The following is a 13,478-nucleotide window of genomic DNA, read 5'->3' as shown; positions in this document are numbered from 1 at the left end:
TGCGAGCGTCATTGCACGTGCGACGACGCGGTGATCGCCAGTCTGATCGCCGCGTCCGGCGCGGTGTCATCGAAGCGCACACTGTTGCCAACCGCGATCACGCCAAGCCGGCGCCAGAGTTCATCGAGATCGATCGGCATTGCCGTATCGGCCATCCGAGCGTAAAGCGTCTCCAGCACGCGGTGGTCGCCAGCAGCGCGATCTCCCGTATTCATCACCCTGGTCACGGACCAATCGTGTTCGATCTGTCCGCCCGCTGCGATGACACCACGCAGCGCATCGCGCAAGCCGCTTTGGTTGCCGCTGGCGCGACGGAGTTCCACATCGGCCAGCAGGCAGAACAACGCGCCTCCCCAGTAGGTGCGGCCCCACGTCGGCGTGCGGTCGAGTCCGCGATCGCCGTCTGCGGGCAAGCCTTTCGGCATTCCATGCAGCATGTCCGACCAGACCTGGTCGACCGACAGTTGCCCCAACTGCGCGCGCGCGATCGGCTCGACATAGGTTGCGATTCCTTCTTCCAGCCAATGGCTGTCGCGCGGAACGCTGGGCACAGCCAGATGCACCATCTCGTGCGTCATCATCCAGTCGTGTTGCAGGTCGCTGCGCGTCGCGTCGCGACCGAGGCGAATCTCGCTGTAGGGTCGGTCACCGGTGTCCCGATCGGGCCAGGTCGTGCCGCCTCGCACGCCGGTGCCTGCGATCGCTTCGAGCACGATGTGCACGTGCGCGACCGGATATCGCCCAAAGTAATGGGCGACGGCCGTCGCGGCCTGCACCGTCCATTCGCAGATTGCCGGAACGCCCACCGAGAATGCGTCGCGGTCGAAGGACAACTCGATGATCGATGTTCCGAAGTGGATGGGTTGACCGGCAACGCACTCGCCGAGCGGCTGGGCGCCATCCGCGGTCGGCATGGTCTGTGGCATGGCAGCGGCCACATCCGCCGACCCAACCGCCGCACCGGCCAGCAACGCGCACATCGACGTGGAAAATGCTCTGCTGTTCATCGATTGTCCGATGCGGGCGATTGATGTACGACCACGGTTTGCGCGCATCGGTTCCGCACGTCAACGCGGCGTGCTGGTGATCTCCGAGATCCTGTCCACCGCGACGGCGATGTCGGTCGCTGCATACACCGGCGGCGAACACGCGTTGCCGGTGCAGACGAACGCGGCGGGTCGTGAAAGCCTGGGGTAGACGACATCCGGATTGGGTAACGGTCCTTCGCGCGGATCCCACAGATCGATGCGACGGTACAGTGCCGGGTAGGCGAGGGCAGCCGCATGCATCGCAGCGACGGTTGCATTGTCGCGTGCTCCAACGACTGCGACGTGCAAAGGTTCGCTTGCGCGTTCGCGGTCGAGCAGCAGCAGGGACGGCTGGTATCGCTGCGGGTTTGCTTCGCCCCAGGCGAACGCAAAGCGAGCGGCGTGTTCACTGGTGCGACGATCGCGCGGGTTGGCCGTCGAGCGCCAGGCGAGATTCGCGACACGGGCCAGTTCGATGTTCTCGTCCTGCTGGCGCAGCGGCTGGGCAAGTGCGCCCACTGCGTTTTTCGCCAGCGGGCTACTGAGGTACCCGGCGTCGGGTGAATGCAGCCGTGCCTCGATGAAGCCGAGTGTCGCTTCCGCGTGTGTCAGCCATTCCCTCTCGCCCGTCGATCGGTAGAGCGCGAGAAGCGCGCCGGCCATTGCGACGTTGTCGGCGAGATAGGGGCCCGCCACGTCGCGCTCGTCGTGGCGGAATCCACCGCCCGCGATGCGACGGTGATCGAGGATCCATCGGGTTGCACGTCTCGCAACCTCCAGTGCGTACGAGTCGCCGAGACTGTCGTGCACCTGGCACAGGGCCGCGATCGCCCACGCGTTTTCGCGCGTGTAGACGTGCGTGTCGATGCGTGGCATGCCGAGAGCCCGCCGCCCGGAGTCGTCGAGCGCGAAGTACGCATGTCCGTCGACGGTGGCGCTGAGGTCGGCATCCTGGCTCACGTAGAAGGCGCCCTGTGGAGAAATCAGGAACGTCGTCAGGTATCGCTCGATTGCGTGCGCCGCGTCCAGATAGCGCGGATCCTTCCACCTCGCATACGCGAGCGCGTAAAGGCGCAGGTCGTCGGCCTGGAATGACATGATCTTCTCGAAGTGCGGATCGTGCCATCCTGGTCCAATCGAATACTGGTAGACGCCGCCCCACACCGGATCGATCAGGTGCAGGTTCGCATCGAGCGTTTGCCGCGCCATCGATTCGGCGCCGTTGTCGCGCCCGTGGGCGTCTTCGAGCGTCCATTCGATCGACGCGACATCGAGGTAGCGCTGTCCGTCGCCCCAGCCCGCGTGCGGCTTGTCGAACAAGGCGTGGACGTCCGACATCCGCCGCGTGCGGCTTGCCGCGTCAAGAGCCGCCGTGTCCTGAGCGACGATAGCTGCGGCATCGACGACCGACGGGCCGGGCGACGGATCAGCCACGATTGCGTCGAGCAGCGCGACGAACCGCTGCGGTTCGATGAACCCACGACGCTTGACGATCTCGCTGCCGTCTTCGGCGAACACGATGGTCGCGGGCCAGCCCCAGTCGCCATAGCGCGCGGCAAAATCCGGGTTCGCGTCCTGGTCGAGTTTGAGCAGCACGAAATGGTTTCCGATGGCCTGCTGCTCTTTCTCGTTGCCGTAGGTGTCGCGGTCCATCACGTGACACCAGTGGCACCAGACGGCTTCGAGGTCGAGGATCACGAAGCGGTGTTCGCGCTTCGCCTGCGCAAATGCATCGGCTGGAGACGTGACCGGGGAAGCGACCGCCATCGACGTCCATGCGACGCACGACGACATGGCGACTGCGAGAAGGTGGGTGATCGGGATGCGCATGGACACGGCCGGGGAGTGATGGGAGATCCATCGACCACTACGCGGCAACCGGGAGTCCGGATGCGATGCACGCGAGTCGATCGTGCGCGCGCAGGCACGCCCAACCGGTACCATCGCACCGTTGCCGAAGGGGATTTTCGATGAATGCTGCAGTCACGCCGCCGCGCGCCGCCGGCTTCCGTTACTACGACCTGCTGGTCGGCGGGATGGTCGCGGTGCTTCTGTGTTCCAATCTGATTGGTCCCGCCAAGGTCTGCATCATCACGCTGCCGCTGCTCGGCGCATTGAGCTTCGGTGCCGGAAACCTCTTCTTTCCGATCAGTTACATCTTCGGCGACGTGCTGACCGAGGTGTACGGGTATGCGCGAGCGCGCCGCGCGATCTGGGCCGGATTTGGCGGGCTTCTGTTCGCCGCGTTCATGACGTGGGTCATCCTCGTGATGCCGCCCAGTCCCGGCGAGCCCTTCAACGTCGCGTTGCAACCAGCGCTGGAAGTCGTGTTCGGCGGTACCTGGCGCATCGTCGCCGCGTCGATGGTCGCGTACTGGATCGGCGACTTCGCCAATTCCTACGTGATGGCGAAGATGAAGGTGTGGACCAGAGGCCGGATGCTGTGGACGCGCACGATCGGTTCGACCGTCGTCGGCCAGGGCCTCGACAGCATCACGTTCTATCCGATCGCGTTTGCCGGAATCTGGGAAGGCGAGACGCTGCTCAAGGTCATCGCATTCAACTGGACCATGAAGGTGCTGGTCGAAGTGCTTCTGACGCCGGTGACGTACGCGGTGATCGGATTCCTCAAGCGTCGCGAGGGCGTGGACGTCTACGATGACGACACCCGCTTCACGCCTTTCAGCCTGCGTGACGACGGCGAGGTGCGGGAGTCGCGCTGATCCGCGCGACGAGGCGACGACGGTCTTTCCATTCAAGCAGGCACCAGTGCCCACGACAGCGGTCCGCGGATCTCGACGCATGAGCGCGCTCGACGGGAAACCGGCGTCGTCGCATTGCGATAGGTGAAATCGATGGCTTCCATCAGAACAAACGATTTCATCAATCGTCGCGCGTGGCACAAGCTGCGCAGGCCAATGAGGCGGAACAACCCCAGGAGGACGTCATGTCAGTCGATTCGAAGTGCCCGATGTCGGGCGGCGCGCGCAGAGCGCAGACCAATGTGCAGTGGTGGCCCAACCAGTTGAACCTGGGTCTGTTGCACCAGCATTCGTCGCTGTCCGACCCGATGGTTGAGGATTTCGACTACGCCTCGGAGTTCAAGACGCTCGATCTTGATGCGGTGGTGAAGGACCTGCATGGACTGATGACGGACTCGCAGGACTGGTGGCCGGCCGACTATGGCCACTACGGACCGCTGTTCATTCGCATGGCTTGGCACAGCGCAGGCACCTACCGGATTTCCGACGGACGCGGTGGCGCCAGCGCAGGCGAGCAGCGCTTCGCGCCGCTCAACAGTTGGCCGGACAATGGCAATCTCGACAAGGCACGTCGCCTTCTGTGGCCGATCAAGCAGAAATACGGTCGCAAGTTGTCGTGGGCGGATTTGATGATCCTCGCGGGCAACGTCGCGCTGGAGTCGATGGGATTCAAGACGTTCGGTTTCGGCGGTGGTCGCCGCGACATCTGGGAGCCGCAGAACATCGATTGGGGTGCGGAGTCGACCTGGCTTGGCGACGAGCGCTACAGCGGCGACCGCGAGCTTGCCACCCATCTCGCGGCGGTGCAGATGGGGCTGATCTACGTGAACCCGGAAGGCCCGAACGGCAAGCCGGATCCACTCGGATCCGCGCGTGACATCCGCGAAACCTTTGCGCGCATGGCGATGAACGATGAGGAGACTGTCGCACTGGTCGCCGGAGGACACACGTTCGGCAAGTGTCACGGAGCTGGCGACGCAAGCCAGGTCGGCGTGGAACCGGAAGGCGCGAACATCGAGGAACTGGGCCTTGGCTGGAAGAACAGCTTCGGCAACGGACACGGGCTGCATGCCATCACCAGTGGTCTTGAAGGCGCGTGGACTCCGCATCCGACGACGTGGGACAACGGCTATTTCGAAACGCTGTTTGGTTACGAGTGGGAGCTGACGAAGAGTCCCGCGGGTGCGCATCAATGGAAGCCGAAGGGCGACACCGGCGCGGGCACGGTACCGGATGCGCATGATCCGAATGTTCGCCATGCACCGATGATGACGACGGCAGATCTTGCACTGCGCATCGACCCCGTCTACGAGAAGATCTCGCGTCGCTTCATGGCGAACCCTGCGGAACTCGCCGACGCGTTTGCCCGCGCGTGGTTCAAGCTGACCCATCGTGACATGGGCCCGATCAATCGCTACCTCGGCCCGTTGGTGCCCCAGGAACACCTGATCTGGCAGGACCCGATTCCGGCGGTGGATCATCCGCTGATCGACGCGCAGGACATTGGCGCGTTGAAGACGCAGCTCCTCGCATTGGGACTTTCCACCTCCCAATTGGTCACCACCGCGTGGGCGTCGGCGTCGACGTTCCGTGGCAGCGACGCACGCGGTGGTGCGAACGGCGCGCGCATCCGTCTTGCTCCACAGAAGGACTGGGAGGTCAACGAGCCTGCAGAATTGTCGAAGATCCTCACGATCCTCGAAGGGATCCAGAAGTCGTTCAACGATTCGGCCTCGTCCGGGAAGAAGGTTTCACTCGCCGACCTGATTGTTCTCGGCGGCTGTGCCGCGGTCGAAGCCGCTGCGAAGAAGGCCGGCTACGACGTCACCGTGCCGTTCACGCCAGGCCGCATGGACGCAACGCTCGAGCAGACCGACGTCGATTCGTTCGCAGTGCTCGAGCCAGCCGCGGACGGATTCCGCAATCATGTCCGCAAGGGATTCGAAGACGCCGTCGTCGAACTGCTGATCGACAAGGCGAACCTGCTGAAGCTGACTGCGCCGGAGATGACGGTGCTGGTCGGCGGCCTGCGTGCCCTCGATGCGAATGCCGGACACGCGCAGCACGGTGTGTTCACCAAGCGTCCCGGAACATTGAGCACGGATTTCTTCGTCAACCTGCTCGACATGCGCACGGCGTGGCAGAAGTCCGCCGCCGACGGCACGGTGTTCGAAGGCCGCGATCGCACCAGTGGCGATCTGAAGTGGACAGCGACGATCGCCGATCTCGTCTTCGGTTCCAACTCGCAGTTGCGCGCACTCGCTGAAGTCTATGCATCGAGCGACGGCCAGGAGCCGTTCGTGAAGGACTTCGTCGAGGCGTGGGACAAGGTGATGAGTCTGGATCGCTTCGATTTGGCGTGACGAACGTCGATTGAACGTCGCGGATGGATGGAGTGGGGCCAGTCTCGAAGTGGGGCTGGCCGTTCGATCGATCGTCGTCCGCGGCGTTGGGGTCGGTCGCTCCGTCTTCCGGACGGGCGTCCGGATCCGCTTGGCACTCAGGCGTGACGAGGTGCAGCCGAGCCCTGGCCATCGACTCGGCTGGTCACTTCGACGATTCCCTGGTCCGTCGACGCAGGTCGCTCCTGCAGCGGTCCGAACACGTTTTCACGCTGTCCCAATCGCGCTCCCACTTTTTGCGCCACGCGAACGGGCGTCCACACGCCGTACAGGTCTTCGTCGGCAAGTCGGATTTCGCGATGCGCTTTTTCATCACAACGAGCCGAGGAACGTTCCGGCACTCTCGGCAATGCGTTGCCGCTCGTCTGCCGAAAACCGGTCGTGGATGCGGACCACCGGCATCATCCGTGGATTGGCGGCAAAGCGCTCGCGGTTCCGCGCGATGAAATGCCAGTACAGCGCGTTGAACGGGCATGCATCCGGGCCGGTCCGCACCTTCACGGCGTAGCGGCATGATCGGCAATAGTCGGACATGCGATGGATGTACGCGCCGCTCGCCGCGTATGGTTTCGATGCGAGGAGGCCGCCGTCGGCGAACTGGCTCATGCCGACAGTGTTCGGCAGCTCGACCCACTCGTACGCATCGCTGTAGACGCTGAGATACCACTCGTGCAACGCGTGCGGGTCGACGCCGGCCAGCAGCGCGAAGTTGCCCGTGATCATCAGGCGCTGGATGTGATGGGCGTAGGCGTACTCACGGGTTTGCGTGACGGTGGCGCGGACACACGCCATGTCCGTTTCGGCCGTCCAGTAGAATCCCGGCAGGGCGCGGGTGTGCGCAAACACGTTGCTGTGTTCGTAGCCGGGCATCTTGAGCCAGTAGATGCCTTGCACGTATTAGCGCCAGCCTAGAATCTGGCGAATGAATCCTTCCGCCGCATTGAGCGGGACCGCACCTGCGCGCCAGGCCGCTTCCACCCGGTTGCAGACGCGTCGCGGATCGAGCAGCCCGCAGTTGAGATACTGCGCGATGACGGCGTGGTACAGGAACGGCTCGCCAATCAGCATCGCATCCTGATAGTCGCCGAATCGCGGGAGCGCGCGTTCAACGAACGTCTCGAATGCGGCTTCCGCGTCCCGTCGGGTGACCGCGTACCCGAATGGGTGCAGGTCACCGAAATGATGGTCGAAACGGGCGGCGACCAGCGCGAGCACGTCGGTCGTGATGCCGTCGGCCACGTAGCGCGCGGGACGCGGCATGAAGAGGTCGGTCCGCGCCGGTTTTCGATTGTCGGCATCAAAATTCCACTTCCCACCCGCCGGCTGCTCACCATCCATCAGCAATCCGGTCTGGCGCCGCATGTTCCGGTAGAAATATTCCATGCGTAGCGGCGACCGTCCCTCCGTCCACGCAGCGAATGCGTCCGTCGAGCAGAAAAAACGGTCGTCGGCAAGAATCTCGACCGGCACCGCGAGAGACGTTCGCCATCGTTCGAGCATCTGCTGCACGCGCCACTCGCCCGCCGTGGTGACGAGGACACGCGTGGGCTGGAGTCGGGCGACGGCGTCGGCGACCTGTCCGGTGAAGTCGCCGCAATTGCCCGGCGCGTCGAGTGCCACATAGTCGACGGTCCAGCCCAGTCCCCGAAGCTCCACCGCGAAATGGCGCATCGCCGAAAACAGGAAGGCGATCTTCTTCTTGTGGTGTGGCACGTAGGTCGTCTCGTCACTGAGCTCCGCCATCAACACGCGATCGCGCGCCGGATCACCGGCTGCGAGGCTCGAGAGGGTCGGCGTCAACTGATCGCCAAGGACGAGGATCAGATTGCGGATCGCGGTCATCGGCAACCACCGACCGGAAACGGATGTCTGCGCCATGCGCTCACGCGAGACCTTCCTTGTGCAACAACGCAAGAATGTGTTCGCGGAATGCAAAGTAGCCCTTTGTCGCATGGGGCCAGAAGGTCGAATCCCATTGCCTCTGCAATTGCACGAGCGTGATCTGCGCGTTCGCCAGGTTCCCGCTGAGCGCGGCAAGCGCATCGGCAACCGGGCCGACCGGCGCACGCGCGGTGATGATCTGACGGACACCTGCCGCGCGTGCTGCGTCGATCAATGTCGACGCATCGAGCGTGTCCGAACGTGTCGTCGTCCTGCGGAAATGAGCGTCGCAGCGGGTCGCGGTATCGTCGCCCGCCGTTGCGGCGAACTCCCGGCTTTTGTCGCCCCACAGCAACGTTGCGTCGATCGCGACGACCACGGCGGCGACTGTCGTGCCGTCCGGCACGACCGACTCCGGATGCATGTCCTCGTGCGTGACCAGCAGGAGCGATGGCACGTTGTCTGGCGAGTTCAACGCCAGTGGGACGATTGCCGGAGGTACGACGAACGCGTCGGTGACCGCCGCCGCGGCAGTCACCAGTCCGACAGGCGAGAAGCGGCCGTTGGTGCAGCGCGCGATGTTGTCGGCGGTCGCGAGATAGATCTTGCCCACGGTGTGCAGCCCGGCAACCCACCGCCACGACAACGTGTTGCTTGCGGCGTCCGCATCGAGCAGGTGACGCAGGAAGAAATCGGCGCCGAGCGTCCACGGAAGCCGCAGCGTGAAGATCCAGATTGACGCGAACCACATGCGCGCATGGTTGTGGAGATAGCCCGTTGCAACGAGTTCGCGCGCCCAGTCGTCGAAGCCGTCGATTCCCGTTGCGCCGCGTTCGGCGGCGTCGAGCGTACGCGCATCGTGCGCGCCCAGACGCTGCCGTTCGCGTTCATCGAGGAACCGGGTCCAGACTGCCGGACGCATGTCCAGCCACCCCTTCCAGTAGGTTCGCCACAGGACTTCCTGCACGAATTTCCCGCTTGCTGCGGCGCCATGCAAGCGGAGGACCTCGGCAACCACTTCTCGTTCTGTGATCAGACGGTGGCGTAGATAGGGGGAGAGTCGGGACACTGCGCCTTCCGAATCCGGCCCATGGTCCGTGTTCCTGTCCAACGCGTAGGCTTGGCCTGCAGACGGCGCGAACTGCGCCAATCGATCGAGCGCCGCGGCACGAGTCGGAGTGAAGGATCGCATCGCACCGGGCACGGCGCCACTCTGAACCACGGCTATCCTTGCGGTCCGGCGGACACCGGTGCGTCGGGTGATTGCCGCTGCTCGACAAGTCGGCTCGCGAATGCGCGGTAGATCGGTGTCGGACATGCGAGCGTCGAGAACGCGCGAGAGAGCAGGCACACGGCCATGATCGGAAGGATCAGGCTCTGATTGGCGGTGAGCTCCAGGGAGATCACCGCGGCAGTCAACGGCGCTTGCGTCACGCCGGCGAGAAACGCCGCCATGCCGAGCAACACGACGGCTTTTGGATCGGTGCCGCCGAGCAGGCTTGCCAGCGTATTGCCCATGCCTGCGCCGACCGCGAGCGCCGGCGAGAAAATACCGCCAGGAATGCCGGCCCAGTAGGACAGCGTGTTCGCCGCGAGTTTCAGCAGGCCAAAGGTCGCCGCTTGATCGTGGGTCGCCTGCACGAGCGCGTGCGCCTGCGCGTATCCGGTTCCGTAGATCGCGCTACCGCTGAACACGCCGAGGACGGCGAGTGTCAGTCCGCACGCTGCCGCGAAGCGGATCGGAGCGCGTTGGCGAAGAGTCGCGATGCGACCGAGGACGCCGCTCTCGTCGAGCAGGATCAAGCGCGCGAAGAGTCCACCGCCGATGCCTCCGCAGACACCGCACAGTGCGACAGCAAGCCAGCCCTGGCCGAGCGGCAGGATCGCGTCGACCTTGCCGAAGTAGGCGTAGTTGCCCGACACGCCGAGAGAGACGACGCCGGCAAAGATGACCGCCGTCAGCACGATTCCGCTGAAGCGGTGTTCGTAGGTACCGGCGAGTTCCTCGATCGCGAAAACGACGCCAGCCAGGGGCGTGTTGAAGGCTGCCGCGATGCCTGCGCCGCCACCGGCGAGGATGAATCGCGAAAGGATCTTCGGGTCGGTGTAGCCGAAGCGCCGGCCGAGCCAGAGCATCAGCCCGGCGCCGACGTGCACGGTGGGTCCCTCGCGCCCGATCGACGCGCCGCCGGCCAGCGCAACGAGCGTCAGCAGCATCTTGCCCGCCGCGACCGGAAGGGACAGAAGCCGCGCGCGGAAGCCCGTGTCTTCCACCTCGATCGCCGCGATGACCTGCGGAATGCCGCTGCCGCGCGTCGACTTGAGCGCACCGAGGGTCAGCCAGGCGAGGCCGGCGAAAACGGCCGGAGTGAGCAGCAGCGGCAACCACGGCGAGATCGCAACGACCCGTTCGAAACCGGCGAACGCAAGATCGCTTCCACGCGCAAACACGATCGCGGCGACACCGACGAGAATGCCGCCGCTCCACAACGCAATGCGTCGCTTCCACTGCGCGGGCGCGAACAGCTCGTTGTGTCGCAGCGCCTTGTAGCGCGTCCACGCTGTTCGAAGTCGATCGCTTGCCATCGGTCAGTGGTGTTCGAAAGTCGTTCGGGCACGCAAGTGTCGAGCTTCGGCAGCCATCGGGCAAATGTTGTTCGAAGACGAACTCGGGCAGGGAAGATGCGTCACGCCAGGATTCGTGCACGCTGACGGGTGTTCGCGGAATGGCTTGATGCTCCGTGTGCGGATCAGGCGAGGACATCCGGTGGGCGCTATCATGGGACATGCGCTGCCGCACGGTCTGCTGTCGGGTCCATCCCATTGAATGAAATCGCGGCAATCCTGATTGCGGTGACTGCCGCATGTGCGTGGATCAACGAGCGCTGGCTCAAGTTGCCGATGGCGGTCGGCATCTTCGCGCTATCGCTGCTTGTATCCGTGACCATGCTTGGCGCCATCCATGTTGGTTTCGGGGCGCTTCCGGATGCCGCCGCAAAACAACTGGCGTCGATCGACTTCAGCGTGTTGCTGCTGCAGGGCATGCTCTCGTTCCTGCTGTTTGCCGGTGCTCTGCACGTCGACGCGCATGCGCTTCGCTCGTTTCGCTGGCAAGTCGGCTTCCTTGCGCTGGTGGGGACGTTGGCAACCGCCTTCATCATCGGCATCGCAACGTACTTCTCCCTCCGCTGGGCGGGGTTCGAGCTGTCCCTTCCGATGTCGCTGGTGTTCGGTGCCCTGATCGCTCCCACCGATCCGGTGGCGGTGATCGGCGCCCTCAAATCCGCAAAGGCTCCGCACGAGCTGGAGACGACGATCGCGGCGGAATCGCTGTTCAATGACGGCGTCGGCGTGGTGCTCTTCGCGATCTTTTCGGAGCTTGCCCTCAACGGAACGACACCTTCGCCCGTGTCCTTGAGCGTATTCGCGGTTCGCGAAGTGGTGGGTGGATTGGCACTCGGCGGCGCAGTCGGCGCCATCGCGTTCTACGCATTGAGGGCTGTCGACAATTACGAAGTCGAAATCCTCGTGACGCTCGCGGCTGTGATGGGCGGATATGCGTTGGCGACCCCATTGGGTGTTTCGGGCCCTCTCGCGATGGTGATCGTCGGACTGATCGTCGGAAACAAGGGGCGCGAACTGGCGATGTCGCAGCAGACACGCGTCGAGCTGGATCGGTTCTGGGCGCTGGTCGACACCGTTCTCAATTCGCTGCTGTTCGTCCTGATCGGACTCGAGGCGCTGGTGATGGATCTTCCGCTGCGGGCCATTCCGATCGCGCTGGCGGTGGTCGTTCTGTCACTCGCTGCGCGGTCGCTCACGGTCGGCCTCCCGGTCGCTCTGCTTCCACGCTGGTTCCGGTTGCCCAAAGGGTCATCGAAAGTTCTCGTGTGGGCCGGCCTTCGCGGTGGAATCTCGGTCGCCCTCGCGCTCTCGCTGCCGAAAAGTCCCGAGCGCGATCTCGTCGTGCTGTTGACCTACACGGTGGTGCTGTTCTCGGTGCTGATGCAGGGACTGACGATCGGCCGTCTCACTCGACGCTGGCTCGGCAACGCGTGCGGGCCAGCGGATGTCAACGAACCGACAGGAAACGCCTGATGCTTGCAAGACTGCAGAAATGGTCCGGCCTGTTGCGCGACGCGTTCTGGCTGGTGCCGGCCGGAATGGTCGTCGCGGGCATCGGCCTCGCACTGCTGCTCGTATGGATTGATCGGGCGGATCTTCTCCCGCAATCGTTGCTTGCCAGCAACTGGCTCTACAACGGCGGCGGGACTGGCGCGCGAACCTTGCTCGGTGCGGTTGCCTCATCGACGATTGGCGTCGCCGGTACGGTGTTCTCGATCACCATCGCGGCGCTGTCGCTGGCGGCGGGGCAGATGGGTCCACGACTCCTGCGCAATTTCACGCGTGATCGCGGCAACCAGGTCGCGTTGGGCGCGTTTCTCGCGACCTTCAGCTACGCGTTGATGGTGTTGCGCAGCGTCCGTACGCAGGAGGAGGGCGCGTTCACGCCGCACCTGTCGATGACGGTGGCGATCCTCCTCGCGTTCTTCTGCGTCGCGACACTGGTCTATTTCGTCGGTCACATGGCGAGCCGGATCAACGTCGATGTGGTGATCGACCTTGTCAGCGAGGACGTGCGCGAAGCGGTCAAGCGGCTCGAACCAAAAGACCGGGAGCAGGCATCGGTGGATTGTTCTGCGGTCTTCGGGCCGGATGCGCTGATCGTGAACGACAAGCGCAGGGGCTATCTGCTGCATGTCGATGAAGAAGGTCTGGCGGATTGGGCCTCCGAGCGGAAGACGACGATCCGGCTGCTGCTTCGACCGGGCGAATATCTGTTTCCGGGTGTCGCGATCGCACTCGCGAGCCCACCGGTCGACGACGTCGACGACATCACCCGCCAGTCGACCTCATTCGGAACGCAGCGCGGAAGCTCGGAGGATCTCGAGTTCATCGTTCGTCAGCTTGTCGAAGTGGCCGTGCGTGCGCTCTCACCCGGCATCAACGATCCACACACCGCAATCAGTGTGCTCGATCGACTCGGCACCGCGCTGTGCGATCTGGTCGAGCATGCGCTGCCGCGGTCGACCTACGACCGCGAAGGCCGATGTGTGCTCGTCATCCGGACGCTTTCCTACGACGGACTGACCGACACGATGTTCCACATGATCCGCCAGAGCGCAGCCGGAAGCGCCGCGGTGCTGATCCGCATCCTCGACGTGCTGGCAAACGTCGTGACGGTAGAGCTCGATCACGATCGGCAGGCCACCCTCGCTCGCCACGCGGCGCTGATCATGGGCGATGCGGAACGCAGCATCGGTTCGATCGGAGATCTGGCCGATGTGCGCATGCGATGCACGCGTTTTCATTCGGCGTTGAAGTCGGGCAGGACAGATTCCGAC

General features: G+C 64.2%; 12 protein-coding genes. 4 read left to right on the top strand and 8 right to left on the bottom strand.

Annotation, left to right across the window (positions count from 1 at the left end; all coding sequences use genetic code 11):
• Window positions 1-8: 8 nt before the first annotated feature.
• Both ABIV12_RS04320 and ABIV12_RS04315 read right to left on the bottom strand, forming a co-directional pair.
• The gene (locus ABIV12_RS04320; protein WP_348056595.1) at window positions 9-1,007 is read right to left on the bottom strand and encodes a hypothetical protein; all 999 of its coding nucleotides are present in this window, start codon (window positions 1,005-1,007) and stop codon (window positions 9-11) included.
• A 60-nt stretch (window positions 1,008-1,067) separates the two neighbouring features.
• Window positions 1,068-2,858 carry a DUF255 domain-containing protein gene (locus ABIV12_RS04315; RefSeq protein WP_348056593.1) on the bottom strand — a complete coding sequence of 597 codons (1,791 nt, stop codon included), beginning with the start codon at window positions 2,856-2,858 and terminating at the stop codon, window positions 1,068-1,070.
• 140 nt (window positions 2,859-2,998) lie between these two features.
• On the opposite strand from ABIV12_RS04315, the gene ABIV12_RS04310 reads away from it, so the two are divergent.
• Window positions 2,999-3,751: a queuosine precursor transporter gene (locus tag ABIV12_RS04310; RefSeq protein ID WP_348056591.1), complete on the top strand. Its 753-nt coding sequence runs from the start codon at window positions 2,999-3,001 to the stop codon at window positions 3,749-3,751.
• A gap of 32 nt (window positions 3,752-3,783) precedes the next feature.
• Here ABIV12_RS04310 and ABIV12_RS04305 read toward each other — a convergent pair whose 3' ends face one another.
• Window positions 3,784-3,912 carry a hypothetical protein gene (locus tag ABIV12_RS04305; protein ID WP_348056589.1) on the bottom strand — a complete coding sequence of 43 codons (129 nt, stop codon included), beginning with the start codon at window positions 3,910-3,912 and terminating at the stop codon, window positions 3,784-3,786.
• A 63-nt stretch (window positions 3,913-3,975) separates the two neighbouring features.
• Between ABIV12_RS04305 and katG the strand changes: the two genes are divergently transcribed.
• Complete coding sequence (gene katG / locus ABIV12_RS04300; protein ID WP_348056587.1) at window positions 3,976-6,153, top strand: catalase/peroxidase HPI; 2,178 nt, start codon at window positions 3,976-3,978, stop codon at window positions 6,151-6,153.
• Window positions 6,154-6,337: 184 nt separating this feature from the next.
• On the opposite strand, the gene ABIV12_RS04295 is transcribed toward katG, so the two are convergent.
• The 5 genes from ABIV12_RS04295 to ABIV12_RS04275 all read right to left on the bottom strand — a co-directional run bounded on the left by ABIV12_RS04295 (window position 6,338) and on the right by ABIV12_RS04275 (window position 10,659).
• Window positions 6,338-6,505, bottom strand: coding sequence for a DUF2256 domain-containing protein (locus ABIV12_RS04295; RefSeq protein WP_348056585.1), 168 nt, complete (start codon window positions 6,503-6,505; stop codon window positions 6,338-6,340).
• The gene (locus ABIV12_RS04290) at window positions 6,505-7,086 is read right to left on the bottom strand and encodes a hypothetical protein (RefSeq protein ID WP_348056583.1); all 582 of its coding nucleotides are present in this window, start codon (window positions 7,084-7,086) and stop codon (window positions 6,505-6,507) included. Before ABIV12_RS04290 ends, ABIV12_RS04295 begins: the two co-directional genes overlap by 1 nt.
• 3 nt (window positions 7,087-7,089) lie before the next feature.
• The gene (locus ABIV12_RS04285; protein WP_348056581.1) at window positions 7,090-8,070 is read right to left on the bottom strand and encodes a cryptochrome/photolyase family protein; all 981 of its coding nucleotides are present in this window, start codon (window positions 8,068-8,070) and stop codon (window positions 7,090-7,092) included.
• Between the two features lie 4 nt (window positions 8,071-8,074).
• Window positions 8,075-9,091 carry an FAD-binding domain-containing protein gene (locus ABIV12_RS04280; protein ID WP_348056579.1) on the bottom strand — a complete coding sequence of 339 codons (1,017 nt, stop codon included), beginning with the start codon at window positions 9,089-9,091 and terminating at the stop codon, window positions 8,075-8,077.
• A gap of 206 nt (window positions 9,092-9,297) precedes the next feature.
• Window positions 9,298-10,659, bottom strand: coding sequence for a chloride channel protein (locus tag ABIV12_RS04275; protein WP_348056577.1), 1,362 nt, complete (start codon window positions 10,657-10,659; stop codon window positions 9,298-9,300).
• Window positions 10,660-10,896: 237 nt separating this feature from the next.
• On the opposite strand from ABIV12_RS04275, the gene ABIV12_RS04270 reads away from it, so the two are divergent.
• Together ABIV12_RS04270 and ABIV12_RS04265 are read left to right on the top strand one after the other, a co-directional pair.
• Window positions 10,897-12,171, top strand: a complete 1,275-nt coding sequence (locus tag ABIV12_RS04270) for a sodium:proton antiporter (protein WP_348056575.1) — start codon at window positions 10,897-10,899, stop codon at window positions 12,169-12,171.
• A partial coding sequence (locus ABIV12_RS04265; RefSeq protein WP_348056573.1) for a DUF2254 domain-containing protein occupies window positions 12,171-13,478 on the top strand: 1,308 nt, incomplete at its 3' end. The genes ABIV12_RS04270 and ABIV12_RS04265, both read left to right, overlap by 1 nt.

It is taken from the genome of Dokdonella sp., assembly GCF_039926425.1.
Taxonomy (GTDB): domain Bacteria; phylum Pseudomonadota; class Gammaproteobacteria; order Xanthomonadales; family Rhodanobacteraceae; genus Dokdonella_A.
The sequence above is the reverse complement of the archived record's forward strand: the minus strand, read 5'-3'. Positions and strand labels throughout refer to the sequence as shown.